Genomic DNA, 26,888 nt, shown 5'->3' with positions numbered 1-26,888 from the left:
GGCGGCCACAGCCGATTATCTTCCAGCCTTCCCGCCCACGGTACCGCCGTCTTTACGGCTCACCCGCCAGATGGTTTGCCCGACATCATCGGACACCAGCAACGCCCCGTCTGCCGCCCACACCAACCCGACCGGACGCCCCCAGACGCGCGCCGCCCCGTCGGGGCTGTCCCCCAGCCGGAACCCGCTGACCAGCACCTGATAATCGCCGACCGGGGCACCATCGCGGAATGGCACCCGCACCACCATGTAGCCACGCGGAGCTTCGGCATTCCATGAGCCATGCAAGGCCACAATGGCATCCCCGCTGCGGTCAAACACCAGCCCCAGCGGAGCCGAATGACTGGCAAACAGCAGCGGAGGCACCACCGCCCGCGCGATCAGCGCCGCCACCTCCGGGGCCGGGCGGCGCACGGCAGGCAAATCCGGTTGCGGATGGGAGCCGGTATAGCTGTACGGCCAGCCAAAAAAGCTGCCCTCCTCCAGCCGGGCCAGATAATCCGGCACCAGCCCGTCGCCCAGCCCATCCCGCTCATTGACCACCGTCCACAAGTGCCCGGTTCCCGGCTGAAAGGCCAACCCGACCGGGTTGCGCAGCCCGCTGGCCCAGGTTCGCTGCTCCCGAGCCTCGCGCCCGTCCCCGGACAGGGTGAACGCCTGCACCGATGCCCGCGGCAAGGGGTCTTCGCTGATGTTGCTGCGCGAGCCAATGGCGACGTACAGGGTGCTCTGATCCGGCGAAACCGCCAGCGTCCGCGTCCAGTGACCATCGCCACTGCCCAGCGCCCCATCGGGGGTGACCTGATGCAGGGACACCGGCAGGGTTTCGACCGGATAGGGCGCGAACCACACCGCCCGCGTATCGGCGATGTAGACACCACCATGGGCAAAGGCCAGACCATGCGGACGCACCAGCCCTTCGGCCAGAACCTGCTGCTCCTCGGCCTCGCCGTCGTGGTTGCCATCCCGCAGAATGGTCACCCGCCCGGCAGCAGACTCACTGACCAGCACCGCCCCATCCGGGGCCACCGCCAGCCAGCGGGCATGCAGCAGGGCCGAGGCAAACAGGGAAACCTGCCAGCCATCGGCCACACGCGGCATCATGGCCGCTGTGCGGGCAATTTTTTCCGGGCTGTTGGCGATGCTGACACCGGCATAGGGTGACGGCACGGTGGCCGGATCGACCCGCAGCACCGTTCCCGGACGGAGATCCCCTGCCGCCCGGACAGGCAAGGCAAACCCCGCCAGAACCACGACCAAAGCAAGCACCGTCACACCATGGCGTCCCATCGGTCCGTCCTTTCGCTGCAAGCGGCCCCGTACCGAACCGCAGGCGATCAGCGGTGTATCATCGCCAACCAGCTGGCCAGATCCTGCTGCCGGATATCATCGCGCAGGATGTCATCATCAAGGCCCAGCGCCACCAGCAGATCAGCCCGTTCGCTGACCTGACATTCAATGGCCCGGCGGGAAAAGGCCGCCACCTGCCCCGAATCGGCAAACAGCCCCTCATCAATCAGGTCGTCCTGATGCAAGGTGGCATAGGAGGCCATCTCGCGCAGATCGAATTCCGGCAGATACTGCACCCCGCAAAAGGTGCTGCCCCCCGGCAGCGGAATTTCCACTGCCTGCACCCCGCCGGTCCGGTTGTAGGCCAGAATCAGCGACCCCAGCGGCAAGGCTTCAATCACATCGGCATGCAACGCAAAAGCGTCATAGGACTGGGTGCGTCCGGCGAACACCGGATGAGTCACCCCGCACTGGGTCAGCTGAATCTTGCGTGCCAGCGGGAATTCACGCCGTAACGGATTACGGGTGACTTCGCCGCCCAACGCGACCACCGCCAGATGCATCCCCCAGCCAGAGCCGAACACCGGCACCCCGGCCTGGGCACAGGCCCGCATCAGCGCCAGATGCTGGGCGATCAGGGGCGAATCCGGGCTTTCACACACGCTGAGATCAGTTCCTGTCCACAGGATACCGTTAAAGCTGTTCAGCGCCAACCCCGCAGGCAGCTCTTGCCCGTCCCCCGCCCGCAAAACGGTCAACACCGCCTGTGGACATAACCGGTCGAGGGTCTCCAGCAGAACCTGCGCGGCACCGCCTCCCCCAACGGCTTCCAGATGAGCCGTCCGGCGGGCGGTTCGCGGGGTACCGTCAATGACCAGCAGGGCAAGCTGTGGCATCAGAAGCCTCCGGTGATTTCCCTCAAGAGCATTTCTTGTCTCTGTTCTCAGCAGGATAAGCCGGAAGCCAGCGATGCATCAACCGCTGCCAGCGTTCGTTGCAACAGTCCGTCCCGGACCCCCAGCGCCGCCAGCTGGGCGACCGTCTGCGCCAGATAGTCCCGGCTGCTGCCCTGTTCCCCCCGCCCCTGACACAACAACGCCAGCCGCCGCTGGGCCGACAGGTGGCCGCCATACTGCGGATGCGCCGGGTCGGTGACATAGACATAGCTGTCAACCCGACGCCCGTCGGTCAACCGGATGGGGGCAAAGCGGGGCAGGTAGCAGCGCGATGGCAATTCACGCCCGTCGAGATACTCGGCCGCCGCCTGCCGTTCCCCGGCGGCGACGCGATAGGCAATCCCCTTGCACGATCCGCCCCGGTCCAGCCCCAGCACCAGCCCGGGAACCTCGGGCGTTCCGCGATACTGGATCGACAGGATGCACAGCGACCGGTGCCAGCCATGCAGCACTGCGGGTACCCGCTCGACAAAGGAAAAGCCGGGCCGCCACATCAGCGAACCGTAGGCAAAGACCCACAGGTCGCCCGGCTCATGGCGCGCCCGCCACTCGGCAACTGTCTGGTATTGATCAGGAACGCTCATCTTTTCACCCGGACCATCAGCGCAGAGCGGCATCATGACATTCTTTCGCCAGCCGTGGTAAGACAACAGAAGGATGACCGGGGACAGATTCGCAAGGAGCACGGCAGATGGCCAAGCCACCACCGAAAGCATCGGCAAGCCCGAAGGCGGCCGCAGGCAAAGGCAGCCCGCCGTCCTCGAAGGCGGCAGGGAAAGGCCGCCCGGACTCTGATGCCCTGCATGCTCCGCTGGAAATGAAGTCGCGTACCCATGAGGAAATGGCGCAGGACGCCAAACGGACATCCCGCGGCAAAGGACAAGGCAACGGTGCCAAAGAGGCCAAAGCCCACCTTGAACGACGCCAGAAAATGTCGCGGACCAAGCAACTGGCCGTATTGATGACCCTGCCGCTGATGGTGCTGGGGGTGCTGGGGATTTACACCGTCCTGTGGTTCAACGCCGCCCATACCGTTCGCAACATCGCCCACGAGGCACTGGCGGGCGAGTACAGCGACAAGGACTGGTCCCTCGGGGCCAAAACCGCCAGCGGAGAAGATGCCGAAGTCAGCATTTCCGGCTTCCCGTTGAAAATCATCGGTACCCTTCCCGGTGTGGCGATCAAGGCCCCCGAGCGCTGGGGCGGCTGGAGCCTGAGCAATGCCACCCTGCGGCTGGAAGGCAAAGCCTGGGGCCGCAACGAAGTCCGGATTCATCCACAGGGCAAAACCACCCTGACGCTGGCTTCGGGGCGCAGCTTTGACCTGACCGCCACCGACCTGTCGCTGTTGCTGGGACTCGGGCGGGGAGATACCGTCAACACCCTGACCCTCAGCGCCAAAGACCTGACCATCCAGCCACCATCAGGCGCTGCTCCGGCGGTCATCGCCTCGTTTGAACTGGTCGGCAGCGCCCTGCCCGTTTCGGGACAGGCCGATTCCCATACCCCGACCTATGAAGGCTCGCTGACCGTGCGCGATGCCAGCTTGCCACCGGATATGGCTCCGCCCATCGGCCCGTCGATCCGCTCGCTGGAAATTCAGGGCCGCCTGCTCGGGCTGCTGGGGAGTGGCCCGTCCCTGCGGGAAAAAATGAGCAAATGGCGCGATGACGGCGGCGTGGCCGAACTTGATCGCCTGTATCTGAACTGGTCGCCGCTGCAACTGGCCGCCACCGGCACCATCGCCCTTGATGACCACCTGCAGCCGGTCGGAGCCCTGTCCAGCCAGATGCAGGGCTACCTCGAAGCCGCTGACGGTTTGTACAAGGGCAAACTGATGCGCGCCCGCGACCTGACCCTCAGCCGGGTGGTGCTGAACAGCATGGCCGAAATGAAGGACGGCGTTCCGACCCTGACCACCCCGATGAGCGTCCAGAACGGCCAGCTGTTGCTGGGCCCGGTGACGGTGACCGAGCTGCCGACCCTGTCCTGGCCGCCATCCGCCGAAGGCCGCGAACTGCCCACATTGCGACCGAACTATCAGGTCGATCGCTGGGGAAATGTCTCACGACAGGATTAGGCGGGGTTCGGTGGCTTTTGCTATTGCCTAACGGTGCTGGCTGTCCCCATATTCGCCGCACCCTGCCGATTGTGCCGAACCAGAAAGTAAAGCCGTGTCCTCACACCCTGCCCCGTCCCATGCTGCCGCCATTGACGCCAACCAGCCGACTGCCGAAACCACCGCCTCGCCCGAAGCCCTGAGCGGTGAGAAAAAGCGGCTGTTCATCCGCACCTACGGCTGTCAGATGAACGTCTATGACTCCGGCCGGATGACCGACGTGCTGGCACCATTCGGCTATGCCCCGACCGATCAGCCCGAAGGCGCCGACATGGTGGTGATCAACACCTGCCATATCCGCGAAAAGGCGTCGGAAAAGGTGTTCTCGGAACTGGGCCGCCTGCGGGTGCTGAAAGAAGAGCGTCGCGCCGACGGCAAGGACATGATTCTGGCCGTCGCAGGCTGCGTCGCTCAGGCCGAAGGCGAATTCATCCTGCAGCGCGCCCCGTTCGTCGATATCGTGCTGGGGCCGCAGACCTATCACAAGCTGCCGGAAATGGTCGCCCGCGCCGAACGCGCTGCCGCCAGCAAGACTGGCCGCAAGACCGGCGTCGGCATTCTCGATACCGATTTCCCGCTGGAACCGAAATTCGACCACCTGCCCGAGCCGGTGGCCCATGGGTCTGCCGCCTTCCTGTCGGTGCAGGAAGGCTGCGACAAGTTCTGTACCTTCTGCGTCGTGCCCTATACCCGGGGGGCGGAATACTCCCGCCCGGTGGATGACGTGCTGAAGGAAGCCCGCCTGCTGGTCGGTCAAGGGGTGCGCGAACTGACCCTGCTGGGCCAGAACGTCAACGCCTACCACGGCACCAGCGCCGATGGCCGTGAGCTGGGGCTGGGCGATCTGTGCCGCGAGTTGGCCACCATCGATGGTCTGGAGCGGATTCGCTATACCACCTCGCATCCGCGCGACCTCGACGACGCCCTGATCAGTGCCCATGCCGAACTGCCGCAGTTGATGCCGTTCCTGCACCTGCCGGTCCAGTCCGGCTCGGACCGCATCCTGAAGGCAATGAATCGCGGCCATACCGCCGCCGACTACATCGCCAAAATCGAGCGGCTGCGGCAGGCCAACCCCGACCTCGCCCTGTCGTCGGATTTCATCGTCGGCTTCCCCGGTGAAACCGATGCCGACTTTGATGCCACCATGGCGCTGGTCCAGACGGTCGGCTTTGTGCAGGCCTATTCCTTCAAGTACAGCCCACGGCCGGGGACTCCGGCGGCGACGATGGAACAGCAGGTTCCCGAAAACGTCAAAAGCGCCCGCCTCAGCGCCCTGCAAGCCCTGTTGAGTGCGCAGCAGGACGCCTTTAACCAGTCGTGCATCGGCCGCGATCTGCGCGTGCTGCTCGACCGCACTGGCCGCCATGACGGCCAGATGGTTGGCCGCAGCCCGTTCATGCAGCCCGTCCACGTCACTGCCCCCGCCGAACTGTTCGGTCAGGTGGTCACCCTGCGGATCGTCGGGGCCACTGCCACCAGTCTGGCTGGCGAGCTTGTTTAACCCAAGGGAAACTACCCGATGCGTCTGACCCTGACCTTGACCGACAACTCTCTGGTGCCGTTGGTCTATGGTCCGCACAACAGCAATCTGGAACGCCTGGAGGGCAATCTGGGTGTCAGCCTGTCCACCCTCGGCAACACCATCACCATCGAAGGCGCCGAGCGCGCCATCACCGCCGCCCGGGCGGTGATCGAGGACCTGTATGAACAGGCCCGTCTGGGGAGCGACATTGATCTGGGGGCCGTTGATGCCTCGGTCCGCATGGTGCCGCGTGATCCGGCGGCAGCCGTCGGGACCGAAGGCGTCGAGGACCTGACGATTCGCACCCGCAAGCGGTCGGTGGTCCCCCGCACCCCGACCCAGGCCGATTACATTCGCGCCATGCGGGATAACGAACTGGTGTTCGGTCTGGGTCCGGCTGGCACCGGCAAGACCTATATGGCGGTGGCGATGGCGGTCAGCATGAAGCTGCGCGGACTGGTCGACCGCATCATCCTGTCCCGTCCGGCGGTCGAAGCCGGGGAACGTCTGGGCTTCCTGCCCGGCGACATGCGGGAAAAGGTCGATCCCTACCTGCGTCCGCTGTACGACGCCCTGCACGACATGCTGCCCGGTGACACGGTGGTCAAGGCGATGGAAAGCCAGGAAATCGAAGTCGCTCCGCTGGCCTTCATGCGGGGCCGCACCCTGTCGCGCGCCTTCATCATCCTTGACGAAGCCCAGAACACCTCGGCGATGCAGATGAAGATGTTCCTCACCCGTCTGGGCGAGAACTCGCGCATGGTGGTCACTGGCGACATGAGCCAGATCGACCTGCCCAGCGGCGTCAAGTCCGGCCTGCGCGATGCCCGCGAGGTTCTGGCCGGGACGCCGGGGATTCGCTTTGTCGAATTTTCGCGGGCCGACGTGCTGCGGCATGATCTGGTCGCCCGCATCGTCAACGCCTATGAAACCCGCGAAGCGCGCGAACAGTTGCAAAAAGCCGCCACCCCGGACGCTGGAACCCGAGAACATGCGCCACCCGCTGAGTGACTTTGCCATCCTGCCGGAAGACCCCCGCTGGAGCGCCGCCTTTGCCGATGGCGAAGCCGGGCTGATTGCCTGGTGCGAACGGGCGGTCGATGCCGCCATCACCGGGGCCGAAGAAACCGACGCGCCGCTGGAACTGTCGGTGGTGCTGACCGATGACGCCAGCGTGCAGACCCTGAACCGGGACTATCGCCACAAGGACGCCCCGACCAACGTGCTGTCCTTTGCCGCCCGCGAAATGGGACTCGAGTTGCCCGACGACATGCCGGACGACATGCCCGAGCCGGTCGGCGACGTGATCATCGCCTATGAGACCACCGCCCGCGAAGCGGTCGAAGGCGAAAAATCCCTGCCCGACCACCTCTGTCATCTGATCATCCATGGCGTCTTGCACCTGTTGGGCTATGATCATCAGGACGACGCTGATGCCGAAGAGATGGAAGCCCTGGAAGCCGACATTCTCGCCGGTCTCGGGATCGTCAACCCCTATGCCGACGAGGATTGATCCCCGCCGGTCCGTACTTGTTGCGACGAGACCAGCGTGCGTTGAACCTGTTCCCACGTTTCGCACAACGCTCTATGGGTAAACGATGAACGACGAGCCTTCGAGTAGACGGCCCCGGATTGAAGCCGGGGCAGAAGAGACACCTTCGCTGCTGAGCCTGCTCAAGCGCCTGCTGCCCGGGCGACGCAGCGATGACGCCGTGCGCGAAGCCATCGAAGAGTTGATGGAAGAGAGTGACGATGACACCTCGACCAGCTCGCACGAACGCATCCTGCTGGGCAACGTCCTGCGCCTGCGCGATGTGACCGCCTATGACGTGATGATCCCGCGCGCCGACATCGTCGCCGTCGAAGTCAGTACTCCCCTGCCCGATCTGGTCGGCCTGATCGCCAAAAGCGGCCATTCCCGCCTGCCGGTGTACCGCGACACCCTGGATGATGTGCTGGGAATGATTCACATCAAGGACCTGTTGCCGGTCCTGTCCGCCCCCGCAACACCGCCGTCACCATCGACGATGCGGTCACTGATGCGGCGGGTGATGTTCGTCAGTCCGGCGATCCGGGTTCTTGATCTTTTGCTCGACATGCGGCTGAAGCGCACCCATATGGCGCTGGTGGTGGACGAATATGGTGGCATCGACGGCCTGATCAGCATCGAAGACCTGATTGAGCAGATCGTGGGCGACATCGAAGACGAACACGAAACCGAAATCGAACCGGAAATGGTGCTGGGTGCGGACAATACCCTGATCGCCGATGCCCGCGTCCTGCTGGAAGACTTTGAAAACCGCTTTGGTGCCAGTTTCACCGAAGAGGAAAAAGACTATACCGACACCCTCGGCGGGTTGGTGTTCCGCATGATTGGCCGTGTCCCGATGCGGGGCGAACTGATCAGCCACCCGTCAGGCCTGGAATTCGAAGTGGTCGAGGCCGACCCCCGGCGAATCCGCCGACTGCGTGTCCGCAACCTGCCCGGAACTGGCACGGCAGACGACGACACCCCCGAACCGGCCCCGGCCGATGCCAAGGAGTAGGACCTATTCCGCCCGTTGATCTTTCCCCTGATGCATCATCCCATGCGTCGTCATCCATTCCCCTGTCACCCCCATGGGTGGCAGGGGTTGCCACATTCGGGCTGCGCCTTGGCACGCTGCGCACTTCGCTGCGTTTGCTGGTCGCCCTGATTGCCGGTGCAGTCAGTGTGCTGACCCTGCCGCCGGTCCATTGGGTTCCCCTGCTGGCGGTCACTCTGCCGTCCCTGTTGTGGCTGCTGGACGGAGTGCGCAGCAAAGCCGGCTCGTTCTGCTTGGGCTGGGCCTTCGGGACCGGCTTTTTTGCCGCCGGCCTGTACTGGGTCTCCAACGCCCTGCTGGTCGATGCCGCACAGTTCGGCTGGCTGGTTCCCTTTGCCATCACCGGTCTCGGTGTTGGGCTGGGGCTGTTCCATGGCCTGCTCCTGCTGCTGGTCCACCTCAGTGGAACACGGGGCCTGGGCCGGGTGGTTACCTTTGCCGCCCTGTGGACCCTGCTGGAAATCGTCCGCGGCTATGCCTTTACCGGCTTTCCGTGGAATCTTGCCGCCAGCATCTGGGCTGAATGGCCGACCATGCTGCAATCACTGGCATGGATCGGCTCCTATGGCCTGTCCCTGATCACCGTGCTGGCCTTCAGCCTGCCCGCGCTGATCAGCTGGCAGGGACGGCGCGGGGTTGCGACCAGTGTCGCCGGGCTGCTGGTGCTGGTCCTGCTGGGGATCATCGGCAGTCAGCGCTTGCCTGAACAGGCCGCGCCCATCGTTGATGGCGTGACCCTGCGGCTGGTTCAGCCCAACATTCCGCAAAGCGAGAAATGGCGCAACGACCTGCGGCAAGCCAATCTGCGCGACCATCTGGCGCTCAGTCTGGCCGAAGGCGACAAGCCGGTCACCCATGTGATCTGGAGTGAAACCGCCCTGCCCTATGCGCTGGACGGCAAGGATGATGCCGAACTGCGCACCGCCCTCGCCGACGCCCTGCGCGACGACGACAGCGCCAGCCCACGCGCCGATGGCCGCAAGGGGCCGATCCTGATCACCGGCACGGTGCGCAAGACCCCGGCGGGCGTCGAGCCGTTTCAGGTGTGGAACAGCATGGTGGCGCTGGATGACACCGGCACGGTCGTCGCGCAGTTCGACAAGGCCCATCTGGTGCCGTTTGGCGAATACATGCCGCTGAAGTCCATTCTGCCGCTGAAAAAGATCACTGCCGGACTGGTGGACTTTACCCCGGGCCCAGGCCCGGCAACCGAAGCCATGCCCGGTACCCCACCCGTGTCACCGCTGATCTGCTATGAAGCGATCTTCCCCGGTGCAGTGACCGCTGGCAGCGACAGCGCCACCCGTCCCGGCTGGTTGCTGAATCTGACCAATGACGGCTGGTATGGCCTGTCTGCCGGTCCCTATCAGCATTACGCCAGCACCCGTATGCGGGCCGTGGAAGAAGGCTTGCCGCTGGTCCGCGTCGCCAACACCGGCATTTCGGCGATTGTCGATCCGTGGGGCCGCGAAGTGGCCCGCCTTGATCTGGAAGCCAAGGGCTTTGTTGACGGCCCCCTGCCACAGGCATTGCCTGCGACCCTGTTTGCCCATTGGGGTAATGCCCTGCCGCTGAGTCTTGCGGTGATCGCCCTGATGGCCGGAGTGTTCGGCGGACGACGCCGGGCTTCCTGACCCTGTCTCCCTGTCAAAAAAAGAAAAGGGCGAGGCTTTCGACAAGAGAGCCTCGCCCTTTGTCTAGGCAACACTTACCCTAGGATGCAAAGATTACACGCTTAAAGACTATAAATATCAATATTTTCATGTAATACATGTGCCCATCGTATTAATACACATACATCCCTAGCATAGCTTCGTTGACGAAATAGCCTTGTCGGTATTACGGTTCCGCAAGTTTCTTTAGCACTAAAGAACTTATGATCAGACGTCACGTTTTACGATCACACGCGAAAATAAATTCCTCCAAAAAGGGGAAGAGGCAAAAGCGGAGACCCTATGCCATGACCGATTCAGAGGACATCGCCGTAATCGACTGCGATGAAGACGAAGATGAAGGCAGCAGCCTGAAGCGATCCCGCCGGGGTCGTCTGCCGTCGGGCAAGCCCAATCCCGTCGACGTGCATGTCGGTGGACGGGTCCGCCTGCGTCGCACCCTGCTGGGCCTGAGCCAGGAAAAGCTGGGGGAAGCCATCGGCCTGACCTTTCAACAGGTGCAGAAATATGAACGCGGTGCCAACCGCATCGGTGCATCGCGTCTTTATGATCTGTCCCGTGTACTCGAGGTTCCTGTCTCCTTCTTTTTTGAAGACATGGACCCGCAAACGGCCGCCCTGTCACCGCGCAACATGACGCCGGAAACCACCGAAATCAGCAACAGCGAGAATGACCCGATGTCCAAACGGGAAACGCTGGAGCTGGTGCGGACCTATTACCGCATTCCTGATCCAGTGGTCCGGCGGCGGATCTATGAGCTGGCCAAAGCGGTGGCCATTTCCTGCGAAGCCCTGGAACAGGCTCAGGACCCGGCAACGCTGCACGAACAGGCCAATTAAGCCTCCCGACCATGGCGATGACAGCCTGTCCCATTCGCCTGTCGCTGCCCGATACACCGTGAGTAAAGAGAGACAACAGGCCTGCACTCCGCTGGTACTGGCTTGCAACAGGGGGAGCCATCCGACTTGGCTTTCCCCTGATTTTCTTGCCATCGCCAGCGGTTTCCTTTAATGCATGAGGCACGTTTCAGAGCGCGACATGCTGTTGCCTGTTGCCCAATCCCTCTTGCACAGGAAACGGCACGCAAGAGGGCGTTGCAGATGGGGCAAAAGCCCCCTCAACCGGAGGATTTTCAGGTGTCCCTGAAGGATTATCTCTTTACCAGTGAATCTGTCTCGGAAGGCCACCCCGACAAGGTGTGTGACCGGATTTCCGATACCATTGTTGACCTGTTTCTGGCTGCCGACCCCTATGCCCGCGTGGCGGTCGAAACCCTGGCGACGACCAATTTTGTCGTGCTGGCCGGCGAAGTCCGTGGGCCGGATCACCTGACGCACGACCTGTTCAGGGAAAAGGCCCGCGAAGCCATCCGGGACATTGGCTATGAACAGCACGGGTTCCACTGGAAAGACTGCGAAATCATTTCGCACATCCACAGCCAGTCTGCCGACATCGCCGTCGGCGTTGACGCCGCCGGGGCCAAGGACGAAGGCGCTGGCGACCAGGGCATCATGTTCGGCTATGCCTGCAACGAAACCGAAGAGCTGATGCCGGCTCCGATCCAGTATTCGCACCGGATCCTGAAGTCGCTGGCCGACGCCCGTCATGGCGGCCAGAAGCTGCTCGGCCCCGACAGCAAGTCGCAGGTCACCCTGCGCTATGTCGATGGCAAGCCGGTCGGCGCCACCTCGATCGTGGTGTCCACCCAGCACGCCGCCGCCGCCTCGACCGAGGAAATCCGCGAGCTGGTGCGTCCGCACGTGATGGCTGCCCTGCCGGAAGGCTGGATGTGCCCGGAGGAAGCGTTCTACGTCAACCCGACCGGTCGTTTCGTGATCGGTGGCCCGGATGGTGACTGCGGCCTGACCGGTCGCAAGATCATCGTCGACACCTACGGCGGGGCTGCTCCGCATGGTGGCGGCGCCTTCTCGGGCAAGGATCCGACCAAGGTTGACCGCTCGGCCGCCTATGCCGCCCGCTATCTGGCCAAGAACGTGGTGGCCGCCGGTCTGGCAGAGAAGTGCGTGATCCAGCTGTCCTACGCCATTGGCGTTTCCAGGCCGCTGTCGGTCTACGTCAACACTTTTGAGACCGGCAAGGTCGAAGAAGCGAAGCTGTCGACCGTCCTGCAGGAGCTGATGAACCTCAGCCCGCGCGGGATCCGCGAGCACCTGCAGCTGAACAAGCCGATCTATGCCCGCACCGCCGCCTATGGTCACTTCGGCCGCACCCCCGAAGCCGATGGCGGCTTCTCGTGGGAACGCACCGATCTGGTCAGCGACCTGAAGAGCGCCTTCGGCGCCTGACGGATTCGCCTGGACGACAGACAGGGGCTTGGCTTGACAAACAGGCCAGGCCCCTTTCCTTATGGACCCCGTTTTCAACCGTAACAGAGCCCCCGCGTCAAAGATGGACCAGAAACCGGAAGATCGCCGTTTCTATGGACGCCGCCACGGCAAACGCCTGAAGCCCGGCCAGAAAAACCTGATGGAAACCCTGTACCCGACTTTGGCCCTGCCAATCATCGACCGGGGAGAGGCCGAGGCCGGTCCGCGCCCGGACCTGGCTGGTTCGATTGATCCGTGCAGCTTTTTCACCGACATGCCGCAGCCCCCGGATTCCCTGTGGCTGGAAATCGGCTTTGGCGGCGGGGAACATCTGGCCCATCAGGCACAGCACAATCCGGCCATCGGCTTTCTTGGCGCTGAACCGTTTATCAACGGCATCGGCAAGCTGCTGAGCAAGATTGACGAGCACGACCTGAAGAATGTCCGTCTGTATGGCGAGGACGTCCGCCCCCTGCTCGACCGACTGCCGGATGCCTGCTTTGACAAGATATTTCTGCTGTTTCCCGATCCGTGGCCGAAATCGCGCCACTGGCGGCGGCGGTTCGTCAACGACTGGAACCTCGACATGATCGGGCGGTTGCTGAAGGACGGCGGCGAATTCCGGGTGGCCTCGGACGACCCGACCTATCAGACCTGGACCATGCGGGTGGTCCCGGAGCATCCGCTGTTCCAATGGACGGCCCAGGGCCCCGATGACTGGCGCAACCGCTGGGCTGACGCCTGCCCGACCCGCTATGAACAAAAAGCCGTCCGTTGTGGCCGCACCCCGATGTATTTCAGCTTTGCCCGCAAACCCCGCAGCGCCTGATCATCGCAACGGCAACCGTGAGCATCGCCTTCCCCCTTCTGCCCACAGTTCAGGCAGGAGGGGGATTGTGTTTTAAGCACAACCGGCGTATATAGACGTCTATGACATTCTCTGGTGTGGCCCACAGGGGCGCAGGGGGTGGGCCAGTGGCCCACTTTTTTTGTTATTGGGGCCTGAATTACCGGCCCTGCCAACGACTCCCGCGCCAGGCCCACCCCTCTCTTGCGTTTCTTTGCCAATGGGATACCCCGATGGACCTGGTTGACCGGCTGATCAGCATCATTGAACCCACCATTGACGCGATGGGCTATGAGCTGGTGCGCGTGCAAATTCAAGGGAACCGTCGTCAGACCGTGCAGGTGATGGCCGACCGCAAGGACGGCGCCTCGATGACGGTGGACGACTGTTCTGATATCAGCCATGCCGTTTCGGCGGCACTGGACGTGGAAGATCCGATCGCAGGGGCGTATAATCTGGAAATCAGTTCGCCGGGGATCGATCGTCCGCTCACCCGCCTGAAGGATTTTGAAGCCTGGGCCGGGTTCGAGTGCAAGCTCGAAGCCAAGGGCCTGCAGGACGGACGCAAGCGGTACGCAGGCAAGTTGCTGGGCCTTGAAGGTTCGGACGTGCTGCTGCTGGTTGACGGCGAAACCTTCCGCGTCCCGTTCGACGCGGTGTCCAAAGCCAAACTGGTCCTGACCGACGAGCTGATCGCAGCTGTCACCCAGGGCGCAGACCTGACCGATCCGGACGGCGACGATGGCGACCTGGGCGAGCTGCCCGACGGCGACATCGAGCCGGACAACGACAACATCATTCAAGACTAAAGCTAGGGCTTAGACGATGGAACGAACTGTTGGCATGGCGCGGCCGGAACTTTTGCAGGTCGCCGACAGCGTGGCCCGCGACAAGAACATTGATCGCGAGGAAGTTTTCGCCGCCATGGAGCAGGCCATTCAAAAGGCTGGCCGCTCCAAGTATGGCCATGAACACGACATCCGCGCCCACATCGACCGCCGCAGCGGCGAAATCAAGCTGGCGCGTTACATCGAACTCGTCGAAACGGTCGAGGACGAGCACACCCAGATGACGGTCGCCCAGGCCCGCCGCAAAAAGCCCGATGGCAAGGTCGGCGACTTTGTGGTTGACCCGCTGCCGCCGATCGACTTTGGCCGCATCGCTGCCCAGACCGCCAAGCAGGTGATCGTGCAGAAGGTGCGTGACGCCGAGCGTGAACGCCAGTTCAACGAATACAAGGACCGGATTGGCGAAATCGTCAACGGTCTGGTCAAGCGTGTCGAATTCGGCAATGTGATTGTCGATATGGGCCGCGCCGAAGCCCTGTTGCGCCGTGACGAACTGATCCCGCGCGAGCATTTCAAAAACGGTGACCGCGTGCGCGCCTACATCATGGATGTGCGCAAGGAACAGCGTGGCCCGCAGATTTTCCTGTCGCGCTCTCACCCGGGCTTCATGGCCCAGCTGTTTGCCCAGGAAGTGCCGGAAATTTATGACGGCATCATCGAAATCAAGGCCGTCGCCCGTGATCCCGGCTCGCGTGCCAAGATCGCCGTGGTGTCCAACGACTCCGGCATCGACCCGGTCGGCGCCTGCGTCGGCATGCGCGGTTCGCGCGTGCAGGCGGTGGTTGCCGAGCTGCAGGGCGAAAAGATCGACATCATTCCCTGGACCGCCGACCCGGCGACCTTTGTGGTCAACGCGCTGGCTCCGGCCGAAGTGGCCAAGGTGGTTCTGGACGAAGATGCCGGCCGCATCGAAGTGGTCGTTCCCGACGACCAGCTGTCGCTGGCCATCGGCCGTCGTGGTCAGAACGTTCGTCTGGCCAGCCAGTTGTCTGGCTGGGATATCGACATCCTGACCGAAGAAGCCGAATCCGAACGCCGTCAGGAAGAGTTCCGGACCCGTTCAAACCTGTTCATCGAAGCGCTGGACATCGACGACGTGATCGCTCACCTGCTGGTGACCGAAGGCTTTACCACCGTCGAAGAAGTGGCCTACGTTCCGCTGGACGAACTGACCGAAATCGAAGGCTTTGATGGCGATGTCGCCACCGAGCTGCAGGCGCGCGCCCAGGGGTATCTGGCCGAACAGGCCCGGATCGCCGAACAGCGCTGCGACGAGCTGGGTGTTGATGCCGCCCTGCGCCAGATGGAAGGCCTGACCCCGCAGGTTCTGGTCGCTCTGGGCGAAGCCGGTGTGAAAACCCTGGATGATCTGGCCGACCTGTCGTCGGGCGAATTCCAGGATTACGTCGGGGCCGACGCCGTCAGCGAAGGCGAAGCCAATGCCATCATCATGGCGGCTCGCGTGCAGGCTGGCTGGTTCGAAGGCCTGGATGACAACGAGGAGAACGCCTGACTCCATGACATCACAGTCCCGGGTTCCCATCCCGCCTGACCTTGCCACAGCCCCTCCGCCACCCGATACACGGCGCAAGGGTCACCGCAAGGGAGAAAAAACGGCCCCCCGTCATGGGGCTGCCGACTCTGACAGTGATCCGACGCTCCGCCGCTGTATCGTCAGCGGCGAGAGCTTCCCGAAAGAGCGGATGATCCGCTTTGTTGCCACTCCCGATGGTTCGGTGGTGGCAGATCTGGACGGAAAACTGCCCGGGCGGGGTTTGTGGTTGAGTGCGCGCCGCGATATGGTAGAAACAGCCACGCGCAAGCGGGCATTCTCCCGCGCAGCCCGGCAAGCCTTGACGGCTCCGCCGGATCTGGCCGATCAGGTCGCGATGCAGTTGCGCAACCGTTGCCTTGATACCCTTGGCTTTGCCCGCCGCGCCGGTCTGGTGGTGGCAGGATTTGACAAGGTCAAGGCCGAAGCCAAGGCAGGACGGGTTGTCCTGCTGCTGGAAGCCGAGGACGGTGCCGAGGACGGACGGCGCAAATTGACTGCACTGGCCCCCAAAGCGCCAGTGGTTGACATGTTTTCGGGGGCCGAACTGGCCGCCATTCTTGGCCGTGACCACGTGGTGCATGTCGCCCTGGTCGCTGGTCCCCTGGCTCAGCGGCCCCTGGTCGCCCGGCTGGAACACCTTATCGATCGCCTGGTGGCCTATCTGGGCCAGGGTGATTGTGCGGAACACGTCCCCGCGCCAGCGCAGGGGCGGACGGAACCGACGGAACCGGCCCCGGCGCACGCCTGGTCCGAAGGGCCGTCCGAGCACACTGATTTTGACGCCTAAGGACGAACCGGTACGAATGTCGAACGATAACGAAAAGAAGCCTTTGTCGCTCTCGCGCGGAAAGCTGGAACTGACGAAAACGGTCGGGGCTGGCAAGGTCGAGCAGACCTTCCCCCATGGCCGTAAGAAGGAAGTCACCGTCGAGCGCCGCAAGAAGCGTTCGTTTACCCCGGGCGCTGAAGGTCCGTCAAACGACAAGCGCAAGGACGCGGCGACCGCCTCCCTGCCCACCATTGAGCTGCCCAATCACCCCTCGCTGGCCAAGCTGACCCCGGAAGAGCGTCAGCACCGCGTGCAGGTGTTGCAGCTGGCCCATCGCGCTGCCGAGGAAGAAGCCCGTAAAAAGGTTGAAGCTGAAAAGCGCGCAGTCGAAGCTGCCAAGCTCGCCGCCGAAGAAGCCGAAAAGGCTCGAATCGTCGCCGAGGAAGACGCTCGCCGCAAGGCGATCGAGGACGCCGCTGCCGCCAAGGCCGCCGAGGAAGCCGCCGCCAAGGCTGCGGTCGAACAGGCTGCGCAGGCTGCTGCTGCTCCCAGGCCCGCTCCGGCTGCTGCCGCCCAGGCTCCGCGCCCCGCTGCTCAGGCAGGTCGTGGCCCGGGTCAGGGTCAGGGCGCTGGTGGCCCCCGTCAAGGTGCTGGTGGTGGTCCGCGCTCGTCCAACAACCGCCCGGCGGTTCCGGCGCCCAAGGCGCTGAGCCGTGATCAGGGTGGTCGTGACCAAGGCAACCGGGCCGATCAGGCTCCGCGCGGTGACCTGGCTCCCAAGGAGCCGCCGGTCAAGGAAAACACCAAGGCCGTCAAGCCCGCCGATCCGGAACGCAAGTCCCGCCTGATCGACGACGAGGACGAACGCCGGAAGGGTCTGGGCGCGGCCGCCAAGGTTGCCGCCAAGGTCGCGCCGGTCAAGAAGGCCGTCGATGTCAAGCGTCGTGGCAAGCTCAGCGTCAGCTCGGTGATGGAGGATGATGAAGGCCGTCGTGGTCGTTCCGTCGCCGCCATGAAGCGTGCGGCGCAAAAAGAACGCCGCAAGATGCAGGCCCAGTTCCAGAGCCCGGAAAAGGTCGTCCGCGAAGTCATCATTCCGGACGCCATCACCGTGCAGGAACTGGCCAACCGTATGGCCGAACGCGCCCCGAACGTCATCAAGGCCCTGATGAAGATGGGCGTGATGGCGACCATCAACCAGGTGATTGATTCGGATACCGCCCAGCTGGTGGTCGAAGAATTCAACCACCAGGCCAAGCGCGTGTCGGAAAGCGACGTCGAAGTCGGTCTGGAAACCGGCCCGGACATCGAAGGCAGCCTGCGGTCGCGTGCCCCGGTTGTTACCGTCATGGGTCACGTTGACCACGGCAAGACCTCGCTGCTTGACGCCCTGCGTGAAACCGACGTGGTGTCGGGCGAAGCCGGTGGCATCACCCAGCATATCGGTGCCTATCAGGTCACCATGTCCACCGGTGCCAAGATCACCTTCATCGACACCCCGGGCCACGAGGCGTTCACCGCCATGCGTGCCCGCGGTGCCAAGGTGACCGACATCGTGATTCTGGTGGTGGCTGCCGATGACGGCATCATGCCGCAGACCATCGAAGCCATCCGCCACGCCAAGGCCGCCGAAGTGCCGATCGTGGTGGCGGTCAACAAGATGGACAAGCACGGTGCCGATCCGGAACGCGTGCGCACCGAACTGCTGAGCCACGAAATCGTGGTCGAGCAGCTGGGCGGCGACGTGCAGTGCATCGAAGTGTCGGCGAAAAAGCGCCTCAACCTCGACAAACTGGAAGAAGCCATTCTGTTGCAGGCCGAAATCCTGGAACTGAAGGCCAACCCGAACCGTCTGGCCGAAGGCACCATCGTCGAAGCCAAGATGGAAAAGGGCCGTGGCTCGGTGGCCACCGTGCTGGTCAAGCGCGGTACCCTGCGCGTCGGCGACATCTTTGTGGCTGGCGCCGAGTGGGGCCGTGTCCGCGCGATGATCGACGACCATGGCAACCGTGTCGAAGAAGCTGGTCCGTCAATGCCGGTCGAAATCCTCGGCCTGCAGGGTGTTCCGGCGGCTGGTGATGACCTGATCGTGGTCGAAGACGAACAGAAGGCACGCGAAGTGTCGAGCTATCGTCAGCGCAAGGACCGCGAAGCCCAGGCCGTCAAGTCGGCGCGCGGCACCATGGAACAGATGTTCGCCAAGATCCAGGCGGGCGAAGCCAAGGAACTGCCGGTCGTCATCAAGGGCGACGTGCAGGGTTCGATCGAAGCCCTCATCGGTACCCTGGAAAAGTGCGGTTCGGACGAAGTCAAGGTGCGCGTGCTGCACGGTGCCGTTGGCGCGATCAACGAATCCGACATCACCCTGGCCAAGGCATCCGAGGCTCTGGTGGTCGGCTTCAACGTCCGTGCCAACCCGCAGGCGCGCGAAATGGCCCGCCGCGACGGGGTGGACATCCGTTACTACTCGATCATCTACGATGTCGCCAACGACATGCGTGCGGCCCTGACCGGTATGCTTTCGCCGACCTATCAGGAAAAGTTCATCGGTTACGCCGAAATCCGCGAAGTGTTCAACATCACCAAGGTTGGCAAGGTCGCTGGGTGTCGTGTTACCGAAGGCATCATCAAGCGCGGCTGCAAGGTTCGCTTGCTGCGTGACAACGTGGTTGTCCACGAAGGCGATCTCGGCCAGCTCAAGCGCTTCAAGGACGACGTCAAGGAAGTCCGCGAAGGCTTTGAATGCGGGATGTCGTTTGCCAACTATGACAACATCCAGGTTGGCGACGTCTTCGAATGCTTTGAAATGGAAGAAATCGCCGCCCAGCTGTAAGGCTGACCAGGCACTTTTCCAGGCTGTTTCCCCGGCATCTCCCTTTTGGGTCGATGCCGGGGCTGGCTGCTACGGCGCCCGGTCGGTTTTCACCGCACGGGTGCCGTTTTCTTTTTACAGCCCGGCCCATCACGATTTTACAGGAAACAAGGAGCCCCCCTCATGTCTCGCGCTCCCAGCAAGGCCCCCTCGCAGCGCCAGCTGCGCGTTGCCGAAGAAATCCGCTACGCTCTGGCAATGACCATCGAGCGCGGTGATGTGCACGACGCCGTGCTGCAACAGCACCCGCTGACCATCACCCAGGTCCGGGTCAGCCCGGACCTGAAGAACGCCACCGCCTTTTTCACCCCGCTGGGTGGTGGCGAGGCGGCTCCGTTGCTTGACGCCCTGAAGCGGGCAACGCCGTTCCTGCGTCATGAACTGGCGCGCCGGGTCAACATGAAGTTCGTGCCACGGCTGTCGTTCCAGACCGATACCAGCTTTGACGAATACAGCCACATCGAGGAACTGCTGCATCGCCCCGAAGTCCTGCGCGACACCGGTGCCAGCCACACCCCGGGTAACGAAGACGATGATGATATCGACGATACAGATGATGCCACTGATGGCACCGACCGGCTGAAAGACTGAAACGATGGCACGTCGGCGCAAGGGAGAACCGGTCCATGGCTGGATTGCCATCGACAAACCGGTGGGAATGACCTCGACGCAGGTGGTGGCCAAGGTGCGATGGCTGTTCAACGCCCAGAAGGCTGGACACGGCGGCACGCTTGACCCGTTGGCCAGTGGCATCCTGCCAGTGGCGCTGGGAGAGGCGACCAAAACCGTTCCTTATGTGATGGACGGGCAAAAAGTCTATTCCTTTGCCATCGTCTGGGGGGAACAACGCACCACCGACGACGAAGAGGGCGAAGTCTGCGCCACTTCGGACCATCGCCCCTCGGTCGAAGCGATTGAGGCTGCCCTCCCGCAGTTCACCGGCACCATCTCGCAGGTGCCGCCGCGCTATTCGGCGATCAAGGTCGATGGTCAGCGTGCCTATGATCTGGCCCGCGATGGCGAAGAGGTTGATCTCGACGCCCGCCCGATCCGCATCGACGCCTTTGAGCTGGTCGAAGCCCTGCCGGACCGGGCGCGCTTCCGCGTGCTCAGCGGCAAGGGAGCCTATATGCGCTCGCTGGCCCGCGACCTCGCACAGGCGGTTGGAACGGTCGGTTACATCACCGAATTGCGCCGCCTGAGCTGTGGCCCGTTCACCGAAGCAACGGCGATTTCGCTGGATAAGCTGGGGGAAGTCGGGCATAGTGCAGCCCCGTTGGATCTTCTGTTACCGATCGCGACCGCGCTGGACGACATCCCGGCGCTGGCCGTTTCCGAAGCAGAAGCTCGTCGCCTCCATACCGGACAGACCCTGCCGTTAAACGCCGGGGTTGGCCGTGTTACGCGTTCCGATCTGACAGACGGCTGTCTGGTTTGCGTCGGAACCGCTGACAAACCGGTGGCGATCGCCCGTATCGAGGACGGATCCATCCGCCCGATTCGCGTATTGAACCTCTAAGACATGAACGGAGTTTCCGATGTCGATTACTGCTGAACGCAAGCAGGCCCTGATCACCGAATTCGCCACCCAGCCGGGTGACACCGGTTCGCCGGAAGTCCAGATCGCCATCATGAGCGAGCGGATCAAGAACCTGACCGAACACTTCAAGAGCCACAAGAAGGACAACCACTCCCGTCGTGGTCTCCTGATGATGGTCGGCCAGCGCCGTGCGATGCTCGACTACCTGAAGAAGAAGAACGTGAAGCGTTACGAGACGCTGATCGAACGTCTGGGCATCCGCAAGTAATTCGGACCCGTTTCGGACAGGGCGCCCTCCCCGGGCGTCCTCGTCTGTTTTAAGTACCTTTTTATAAGACACCTTCGCGATTTCGAAGGATGCCGCACAGGCTTCACCGCCTGCGGCTGCGACCGGGAACGGTTGCTTATTCGTTTGGTTATGAAAGAAAAGACTAAATCGGGGTCAACTGACCCGTTTGCATGGGGTACACGGTACCTCCTCTGCGGCGGCCTCCGGGTTGACCCACCTGAACTAAGGAAAAACGACGATATGTCCATGTTCACCGTGATCCGTAAGGAACTCCTGTGGGGCGGCCGCAAGCTGGTGCTGGAAACCGGCCAGATCGCCCGCCAGGCTGATGGTGCGGTTCTGGTCACCTACGGCGAAACCACCGTTCTGGTGACCGCCGTTGGCGCCAAGTCCGCCAAGCCCGGCCAGGACTTTTTCCCGCTGACCGTGAACTACCAGGAAAAGGCGTTCGCTGCGGGCAAGATCCCCGGCGGCTTTTTCAAGCGTGAAGGTCGTCCCTCGGAAAAGGAAACCCTGGTTTCCCGCCTGATCGACCGTCCGATCCGCCCGCTGTTCCACGAAGACTACAAGTGCGAAACCCAGGTGGTCGCCACTGTTCTGGCCCACGATCTGGAAAACGACCCCGACATCGCATCGATGATCGGCGCGTCGGCCGCGCTGACCCTGTCCGGCCTGCCGTTCCTCGGCCCCATCGGTGCTGCCCGCGTCGGCTTCAAGGATGGTGCCTACCTGCTGAACCCGACCTCCGCCGACATGGCTGACAGCGCCCTTGATCTGGTCGTTGCCGGTACCCGTGAAGGGGTGCTGATGGTCGAGTCCGAAGCCAAGGAACTGTCCGAAGAAATCATGCTGGGCGCGGTGACCTTTGGTCACGACCAGATGCAGGTGGTGATCGATGCGATCATCGATCTGGCCGAAGCTGCCGCCAAGGATCCGCGCGATCTGGCCGCCCCGTCGCCGGTCTATGCCGAGGTCAAGGCGAAGTTCGAAGCCGTCCGCGCCGACCTGTCCGCCGCCTACAAGATTGCCGCCAAGACCGCCCGTCACGAAGCCGTCAGCGCCGTCAAGGCCAAGGCGATGGAACTGATCGCGCCGGAACAGGCTCAGGTCGCCGGCGAAGTGTTCAAGGGGCTGGAAGCCGACGTGGTGCGTTCCACCATCCTCGACACCGGCATCCGCATCGATGGCCGCGACACCAAGACCGTCCGTCCGATCGAATCGGTGGTTGGCGTTCTGCAGCGTGCCCACGGCTCGGCCCTGTTCACCCGTGGCGAAACCCAGGCGCTGGTGGTCACCACCCTCGGCACCGGCCAGGACGAACAGATCATCGACGCGCTGGCGGGCGAATACCGCGAAACCTTCATGCTGCACTACAACTTCCCGCCGTACTCGGTCGGTGAAGCTGGCCGCATGGGCTCGCCGGGCCGTCGTGAAATCGGTCACGGCAAGCTGGCATGGCGCGCCGTCCACCCGCTGCTGCCGGGCAAGGACAAGTTCCCCTACACCATCCGCGTGGTGTCGGAAATCACCGAATCCAACGGTTCGTCGTCGATGGCAACCGTCTGCGGCACCTCGCTGGCGCTGATGGATGCCGGTGTGCCGCTGACCCGTCCGGTGGCTGGCATTGCCATGGGTCTGATCAAGGAAGGCGACCGTTTCGCCGTCCTGTCCGACATTCTGGGTGACGAAGATCATCTGGGTGACATGGACTTCAAGGTGGCCGGGACCGAAGCGGGCGTGACCTCGCTGCAGATGGACATCAAGATCACCTCCATCACCCGCGAAATCATGCGCATTGCGCTCGATCAGGCCCGCGACGGTCGCCTGCACATTCTGGGCGAAATGACCAAGGCTCTGGGCGCTGCCCGGACCGACGTGTCGGGCAATGCTCCGCGCATCACCACCTTCAAGATCGACTCCGGCAAGATCCGTGACGTGATCGGTTCGGGTGGCAAGGTGATCCGTGAAATCACCGAAACCACCGGCACCAAGATCGACATCGAAGACGACGGCACCATCAAGGTTGCCTCGACCGATGCCGACGCCGCCGCCAAGGCCGTGAACTGGATCAAGGGCATTGTTGCTGAACCGGAAATCGGCGTTGTCTATCAGGGCAAGGTCGTGAAGGTGATGGACTTCGGTGCCTTCGTGAACTTCCTCGGCAAGCGCGACGGTCTGGTCCACATCTCGGAAATGACCGAACAGCGCGGTTCCAAGCCGTCCGACTTCGTGACCATGGGCGACAACGTCTGGGTCAAGTGCGTCGGTTTCGACGACCGCGGCAAGGTCAAGCTGTCGATGAAGCAGGTTGACCAGGCCACTGGCGAACTGAAGACCAAGGAAGCCGACGCCTGATAAGGCCGAGGTTCCATCCTGACTGACATCGGCCTGACAGACCCCCGTACCGGGTCTGTCAGGCTTGATGCTATCAGGCGGCCTTTTTTCAGGACGTTTCTACTTCGCAATTCCCCCCACCAGCCCCCATCAGAGAGAAACAAGCGTGCCCATCGGACTTGCGACCCTGTATCCGTCACCGGTGATTGGTCACCGGGGCGCCTGTGCCCTGGCGCCGGAAAACACCTTGGCGTCGTTTCGTCAGGCAGCCCGCGACGGCGCGGCAATGGTCGAGTTCGATGCCAAGCTGACCGCCGACAACCGGGCAATCGTCTTTCATGACGATGATCTGGAACGGACCACCGATGGAACCGGGCCAGTGCAGGACATTACCTTCGAGGCCCTGAGCGGTCTGGACGCCGGCGGCTGGTTTTCCCCGGCCTTTCAGGGCGCGCAGGTCCCCAGTCTGGAAGAGGTCCTTGATTGCGCGCAAGATCATGATCTGGCGATCAATCTGGAACTGAAGCCCTGCCCGAACCGCGTCGAGGAAACGGCGCGGGTGGTGCTGGCAACAGCGGCCCTGCAATGGTCGGCCGATGACCGCCCGCCGCTGATCAGCAGCTTTTCCCGTGCCGCGCTGGCGGTCGCCCGTGATCTGGCGCCGTCCTGGCCGCGAGCGTTGCTGTGTGACAACCTGCCCGATGACTGGCGCGAACAGGCTGCCATCCTGCGCGTGCAGGCCCTGCATCTGGGAGACGTGGAATTGTCTCCGGCGACCATCGCCCAGGTGAAGAATCACGGATTGGCTGTTGCGGTCTGGACGGTGAATGACCCGGAACGGGTGCGGTTTTTGCTCGCCGCCGGGGCTGATGCGGTGTTCAGTGATGATCCGGGCGCGATCAGAAAGGCTCTCGGATAGCGGTATTGCAGGGCAAAACGGGGCTGATGCGATGCGGTAATTGCATTTGCCCTGTTGCAGAGGGTAGCCAAGGCTGTCTTCGCTGAATATATAGAGGACGCGGGGAGTCCTGTGCGTGGCTGGCAAGCGGCACGGGACAACAAACAAATGTCATGGTCCGCCCGCACGGCAAATGGCAGGGAACGGACCAGTGCCTGACGGTCAGGGATGTCCGACAGGTTTATGGCTAGAACAGCGGCGAACCACGGGTTCGCCTGACGGGTGACTTGGGAGAGAGCAGTGAAGGCGATTAAGCCGGTTATCATTTCCGGAAAAGAAGTGCTTCCCATTGTCGAAGGCGGCAAGGGCGTAGCGGTGTCAAACGGTCGAACCTGTGGCGCATTCGCTGCCGCCGGGGCCGTCGGGACGTTTTCCGGGGTTAACGCCGACGATTACGATGAAAACGGCCATCCCAAGCCGGTAATCTATGAAGGCCGCACCCGTCAGGAACGCCACCGTGAACTGATCGAGATGGGCATTCGCGGCGCCATCCGTCAGGCCCGGATCGCACACGACCTGTCGAACGGCGAAGGCCGCATCCACATGAACGTCCTGTGGGAAATGGGCGGTGCCGAAGAAATCATGGAAGGCGCGCTGGAAGGGGCCAGGGGCCTGATCCACGGCGTGACCTGCGGGGCTGGCATGCCCTATAAGGTGGCCGAAATCGCCGCCCGTCACAACGTGTACTATTACCCGATCATCTCCTCGGCCCGTGCCTTCCGCGCCTTGTGGAAGCGCAGCTTTCACAAGATCCCCCACCTGCTGGGCGGCGTGGTCTATGAAGACCCGTGGCTGGCTGGCGGTCACAACGGCCTGACCAACGTCGAAGACCCGCGTCAGCCGCAAGACCCGTTGCCGCGCGTGATCGAACTGCGCAAGACCATGCGGGAAATGGGCGTCGCTGAAGTTCCGGTATTCATGGCCGGTGGCGTGTGGTTCCTGCGTGAATGGGCTGAATGGCTGGATAATGCCGAGGTCGGCCCGATTGCCTTCCAGTATGGCAGCCGCCCGCTGCTGACGCAGGAAAGCCCGATCCCCGATGGCTGGAAGCAGCGCCTGCTGACCCTGAAGGCGGGCGACGTGCTGCTGCACCGCTTCAGCCCGACCGGCTTCTATTCCTCGGCGGTGCGCAACGACTTCCTGCGCACCCTCGAAGCCCGCTCCGAGCGTCAGGTAAGCTACAGCCGTGAGCCGAGCGATGTCCTGAGCGAAGCGATTGCCATCGGTGCCCGTGGTCGCGAAATTTTCGTCACCCCCGCCGATGCCATCCGCGTGCGCAGCTGGCTGGAGTCCGGTTACACTCAGGGCATCCGCACCCCCGACGGGACGATGGTCTTTACCACCCCCGACGAATCGACCGAAATCCTCAAGGACCAGCGCGATTGCATGGGCTGCCTGTCGTCCTGCGCCTTCTCCAACTGGTCGCAGAACGAAGCTGGCACCACCGGCCGTCTGGCCGACCCGCGCAGCTTCTGCATCCAGAAAACCCTGCAGTCGATCGCCCACGGCGGCAATGTCGAAAACGAGCTGATGTTTGCCGGTCACAATGCCTATCGTTTTGGTGAAGATCCGTTCTATGCCAACGGCTTCATCCCGACCGTCGGCCAGCTGGTCGAACGGATCATGCAGGGTGACTGATCGCCCGCAGGACCGGTAACGGCCCGCACGGACCGTCACTTTTCAGGCTGTACCATATTGCAGATGGTGCAGCCTGATCTTACTTTAAGGCAAGGTTCATCAACCGGAACGCTCTTCATTGCACGACTCCATGCGGTTCCTGTTCCCATCGGCCTTACTTTTCGGTAAAACTTGCAATTCGTCCAAAGCGTTTCCGGCAGAAACAAAACTGTTCCTGTCTGAAGAGGCGTTCTGACCTTATGAAACAAGGGCACCATCACGAGACGTGCCCTGACTGAAGGACCATGCTCCATGCAGATGATGCACCGGCCCTATACGAACATCCTGGAACGCCTGCGCAGTGTTGGCTTGCGTCCGACCCGCCAGCGCCTTGCCCTGGCCAAGCTGTTGTTCGAGGGAGGGGACCGTCACCTGTCAGCCGAGCAGTTGCACTCCGAAGCCCAGGCCCACAACATCCGGGTGTCGCTGGCCACCGTCTATAACGCCTTGCACCAGTTCACTGATGCCGGTCTGCTGCACGAGATCGTTGTCGATGCCGGGCGATCCTATTTCGATACCAACACCAGCACCCACCACCATTTCTTTTTTGAACGCTCGGGGCGTCTGGAAGACATTCCGGGGGATCAGATCGAACTGACCCGTTTGCCGCAGGCTCCGGCGGGCTACGACATTTCGCGGGTGGATGTCATTGTGCGGGTGAACGGTTAGAGCAGGCTGCCACCTGAGCCGCTCGGAGCCTGAGGCTCCGAACCCCCATTTTTTC

23 protein-coding genes are annotated in these 26,888 nt (G+C 62.8%); 20 read left to right on the top strand and 3 right to left on the bottom strand.

Annotated features, from left to right (window positions below; translation table 11 throughout):
• Positions 1-15: 15 nt before the first annotated feature.
• The 3 genes from BW995_RS06020 to BW995_RS06010 are packed head-to-tail and all read right to left on the bottom strand — an operon-like array spanning position 16 to position 2,830.
• Positions 16-1,290 carry a PQQ-dependent sugar dehydrogenase gene (locus tag BW995_RS06020; protein WP_076399269.1) on the bottom strand — a complete coding sequence of 425 codons (1,275 nt, stop codon included), beginning with the start codon at positions 1,288-1,290 and terminating at the stop codon, positions 16-18.
• Positions 1,291-1,337: 47 nt separating this feature from the next.
• Complete coding sequence (locus BW995_RS06015; protein ID WP_076399268.1) at positions 1,338-2,186, bottom strand: type 1 glutamine amidotransferase; 849 nt, start codon at positions 2,184-2,186, stop codon at positions 1,338-1,340.
• A gap of 47 nt (positions 2,187-2,233) precedes the next feature.
• Positions 2,234-2,830 carry a gamma-glutamylcyclotransferase gene (locus BW995_RS06010; protein ID WP_076399634.1) on the bottom strand — a complete coding sequence of 199 codons (597 nt, stop codon included), beginning with the start codon at positions 2,828-2,830 and terminating at the stop codon, positions 2,234-2,236.
• Positions 2,831-2,937: 107 nt separating this feature from the next.
• Here BW995_RS06010 and BW995_RS06005 point away from each other — a divergent pair, with 107 nt between their 5' ends.
• The 20 genes from BW995_RS06005 to irrA all read left to right on the top strand — a co-directional run bounded on the left by BW995_RS06005 (position 2,938) and on the right by irrA (position 26,833).
• Positions 2,938-4,326, top strand: coding sequence for a DUF2125 domain-containing protein (locus BW995_RS06005; protein ID WP_076399267.1), 1,389 nt, complete (start codon positions 2,938-2,940; stop codon positions 4,324-4,326).
• Between the two features lie 178 nt (positions 4,327-4,504).
• Entirely contained in the window at positions 4,505-5,869 is a 1,365-nt protein-coding gene (gene miaB / locus BW995_RS06000) for a tRNA (N6-isopentenyl adenosine(37)-C2)-methylthiotransferase MiaB (protein ID WP_281251127.1), read from the top strand.
• An 18-nt stretch (positions 5,870-5,887) separates the two neighbouring features.
• Complete coding sequence (locus BW995_RS05995) at positions 5,888-6,901, top strand: PhoH family protein (protein ID WP_076399266.1); 1,014 nt, start codon at positions 5,888-5,890, stop codon at positions 6,899-6,901.
• Positions 6,882-7,403: an rRNA maturation RNase YbeY gene (gene ybeY / locus BW995_RS05990; protein WP_076399265.1), complete on the top strand. Its 522-nt coding sequence runs from the start codon at positions 6,882-6,884 to the stop codon at positions 7,401-7,403. Before BW995_RS05995 ends, ybeY begins: the two co-directional genes overlap by 20 nt.
• Before the next feature lie 85 nt (positions 7,404-7,488).
• Positions 7,489-8,436: a hemolysin family protein gene (locus BW995_RS05985; protein ID WP_076399264.1), complete on the top strand. Its 948-nt coding sequence runs from the start codon at positions 7,489-7,491 to the stop codon at positions 8,434-8,436.
• 77 nt (positions 8,437-8,513) lie between these two features.
• A complete protein-coding gene (lnt, locus tag BW995_RS05980) occupies positions 8,514-10,109 on the top strand; it encodes an apolipoprotein N-acyltransferase (protein WP_175617000.1) in 1,596 nt (531 codons plus the stop codon).
• Positions 10,110-10,435: 326 nt separating this feature from the next.
• Entirely contained in the window at positions 10,436-10,987 is a 552-nt protein-coding gene (locus tag BW995_RS05975) for a helix-turn-helix domain-containing protein (protein ID WP_084194619.1), read from the top strand.
• A 261-nt stretch (positions 10,988-11,248) separates the two neighbouring features.
• Positions 11,249-12,454, top strand: a complete 1,206-nt coding sequence (gene metK, locus BW995_RS05970) for a methionine adenosyltransferase (protein WP_407656302.1) — start codon at positions 11,249-11,251, stop codon at positions 12,452-12,454.
• A 103-nt stretch (positions 12,455-12,557) separates the two neighbouring features.
• Entirely contained in the window at positions 12,558-13,304 is a 747-nt protein-coding gene (trmB, locus tag BW995_RS05965; protein WP_076399263.1) for a tRNA (guanosine(46)-N7)-methyltransferase TrmB, read from the top strand.
• Between the two features lie 251 nt (positions 13,305-13,555).
• The gene (gene rimP, locus BW995_RS05960) at positions 13,556-14,131 is read left to right on the top strand and encodes a ribosome maturation factor RimP (RefSeq protein ID WP_076399262.1); all 576 of its coding nucleotides are present in this window, start codon (positions 13,556-13,558) and stop codon (positions 14,129-14,131) included.
• 16 nt (positions 14,132-14,147) lie between these two features.
• Complete coding sequence (gene nusA / locus BW995_RS05955) at positions 14,148-15,683, top strand: transcription termination factor NusA (RefSeq protein ID WP_076399261.1); 1,536 nt, start codon at positions 14,148-14,150, stop codon at positions 15,681-15,683.
• Between the two features lie 4 nt (positions 15,684-15,687).
• The gene (locus tag BW995_RS05950) at positions 15,688-16,512 is read left to right on the top strand and encodes an RNA-binding protein (protein WP_076399260.1); all 825 of its coding nucleotides are present in this window, start codon (positions 15,688-15,690) and stop codon (positions 16,510-16,512) included.
• A gap of 16 nt (positions 16,513-16,528) precedes the next feature.
• A complete protein-coding gene (infB, locus tag BW995_RS05945; RefSeq protein WP_076399259.1) occupies positions 16,529-19,327 on the top strand; it encodes a translation initiation factor IF-2 in 2,799 nt (932 codons plus the stop codon).
• A 162-nt stretch (positions 19,328-19,489) separates the two neighbouring features.
• Positions 19,490-19,957, top strand: coding sequence for a 30S ribosome-binding factor RbfA (gene rbfA / locus BW995_RS05940; RefSeq protein ID WP_076399258.1), 468 nt, complete (start codon positions 19,490-19,492; stop codon positions 19,955-19,957).
• Between the two features lie 4 nt (positions 19,958-19,961).
• Positions 19,962-20,885 carry a tRNA pseudouridine(55) synthase TruB gene (truB, locus tag BW995_RS05935; RefSeq protein ID WP_076399257.1) on the top strand — a complete coding sequence of 308 codons (924 nt, stop codon included), beginning with the start codon at positions 19,962-19,964 and terminating at the stop codon, positions 20,883-20,885.
• 19 nt (positions 20,886-20,904) lie between these two features.
• The gene (gene rpsO / locus BW995_RS05930; protein WP_076399256.1) at positions 20,905-21,174 is read left to right on the top strand and encodes a 30S ribosomal protein S15; all 270 of its coding nucleotides are present in this window, start codon (positions 20,905-20,907) and stop codon (positions 21,172-21,174) included.
• A gap of 261 nt (positions 21,175-21,435) precedes the next feature.
• Complete coding sequence (gene pnp, locus BW995_RS05925; RefSeq protein ID WP_076399255.1) at positions 21,436-23,550, top strand: polyribonucleotide nucleotidyltransferase; 2,115 nt, start codon at positions 21,436-21,438, stop codon at positions 23,548-23,550.
• Positions 23,551-23,695: 145 nt separating this feature from the next.
• Positions 23,696-24,448: a glycerophosphodiester phosphodiesterase gene (gene ugpQ / locus BW995_RS05920; protein ID WP_076399254.1), complete on the top strand. Its 753-nt coding sequence runs from the start codon at positions 23,696-23,698 to the stop codon at positions 24,446-24,448.
• A gap of 279 nt (positions 24,449-24,727) precedes the next feature.
• The gene (locus tag BW995_RS05915; RefSeq protein ID WP_076399253.1) at positions 24,728-26,125 is read left to right on the top strand and encodes an NAD(P)H-dependent flavin oxidoreductase; all 1,398 of its coding nucleotides are present in this window, start codon (positions 24,728-24,730) and stop codon (positions 26,123-26,125) included.
• Positions 26,126-26,416: 291 nt separating this feature from the next.
• Complete coding sequence (gene irrA, locus BW995_RS05910) at positions 26,417-26,833, top strand: iron response transcriptional regulator IrrA (RefSeq protein ID WP_076399252.1); 417 nt, start codon at positions 26,417-26,419, stop codon at positions 26,831-26,833.
• The last annotated feature ends 55 nt before the right edge of the window (positions 26,834-26,888 follow it).

Origin of the sequence: Insolitispirillum peregrinum (assembly GCF_900156605.1) — a bacterium.
Taxonomy (GTDB): Bacteria; Pseudomonadota; Alphaproteobacteria; order Rhodospirillales; family Rhodospirillaceae; genus Insolitispirillum; species Insolitispirillum peregrinum.
The sequence above is the reverse complement of the archived record's forward strand: the minus strand, read 5'-3'. Positions and strand labels throughout refer to the sequence as shown.

Excerpts from the sequence above, each read along its gene's own strand:
- BW995_RS06020 (WP_076399269.1), bottom strand. The coding sequence starts at position 1,290 with ATGGGACGCCATGGTGTGACGGTGCTTGCTTTGGTCGTGGTTCTGGCG.
- BW995_RS06015 (WP_076399268.1), bottom strand. The coding sequence starts at position 2,186 with ATGCCACAGCTTGCCCTGCTGGTCATTGACGGTACCCCGCGAACCGCC.
- BW995_RS06010 (WP_076399634.1), bottom strand. The coding sequence starts at position 2,830 with ATGAGCGTTCCTGATCAATACCAGACAGTTGCCGAGTGGCGGGCGCGC.
- BW995_RS06005 (WP_076399267.1), top strand. The coding sequence starts at position 2,938 with ATGGCCAAGCCACCACCGAAAGCATCGGCAAGCCCGAAGGCGGCCGCA.
- BW995_RS05995 (WP_076399266.1), top strand. The coding sequence starts at position 5,888 with ATGCGTCTGACCCTGACCTTGACCGACAACTCTCTGGTGCCGTTGGTC.
- ybeY (WP_076399265.1), top strand. The coding sequence starts at position 6,882 with ATGCGCCACCCGCTGAGTGACTTTGCCATCCTGCCGGAAGACCCCCGC.
- BW995_RS05985 (WP_076399264.1), top strand. The coding sequence starts at position 7,489 with ATGAACGACGAGCCTTCGAGTAGACGGCCCCGGATTGAAGCCGGGGCA.
- BW995_RS05975 (WP_084194619.1), top strand. The coding sequence starts at position 10,436 with ATGACCGATTCAGAGGACATCGCCGTAATCGACTGCGATGAAGACGAA.
- metK (WP_407656302.1), top strand. The coding sequence starts at position 11,249 with ATGGGGCAAAAGCCCCCTCAACCGGAGGATTTTCAGGTGTCCCTGAAG.
- trmB (WP_076399263.1), top strand. The coding sequence starts at position 12,558 with ATGGACCAGAAACCGGAAGATCGCCGTTTCTATGGACGCCGCCACGGC.
- rimP (WP_076399262.1), top strand. The coding sequence starts at position 13,556 with ATGGACCTGGTTGACCGGCTGATCAGCATCATTGAACCCACCATTGAC.
- nusA (WP_076399261.1), top strand. The coding sequence starts at position 14,148 with ATGGAACGAACTGTTGGCATGGCGCGGCCGGAACTTTTGCAGGTCGCC.
- BW995_RS05950 (WP_076399260.1), top strand. The coding sequence starts at position 15,688 with ATGACATCACAGTCCCGGGTTCCCATCCCGCCTGACCTTGCCACAGCC.
- infB (WP_076399259.1), top strand. The coding sequence starts at position 16,529 with ATGTCGAACGATAACGAAAAGAAGCCTTTGTCGCTCTCGCGCGGAAAG.
- rbfA (WP_076399258.1), top strand. The coding sequence starts at position 19,490 with ATGTCTCGCGCTCCCAGCAAGGCCCCCTCGCAGCGCCAGCTGCGCGTT.
- truB (WP_076399257.1), top strand. The coding sequence starts at position 19,962 with ATGGCACGTCGGCGCAAGGGAGAACCGGTCCATGGCTGGATTGCCATC.
- rpsO (WP_076399256.1), top strand. The coding sequence starts at position 20,905 with ATGTCGATTACTGCTGAACGCAAGCAGGCCCTGATCACCGAATTCGCC.
- pnp (WP_076399255.1), top strand. The coding sequence starts at position 21,436 with ATGTCCATGTTCACCGTGATCCGTAAGGAACTCCTGTGGGGCGGCCGC.
- irrA (WP_076399252.1), top strand. The coding sequence starts at position 26,417 with ATGCAGATGATGCACCGGCCCTATACGAACATCCTGGAACGCCTGCGC.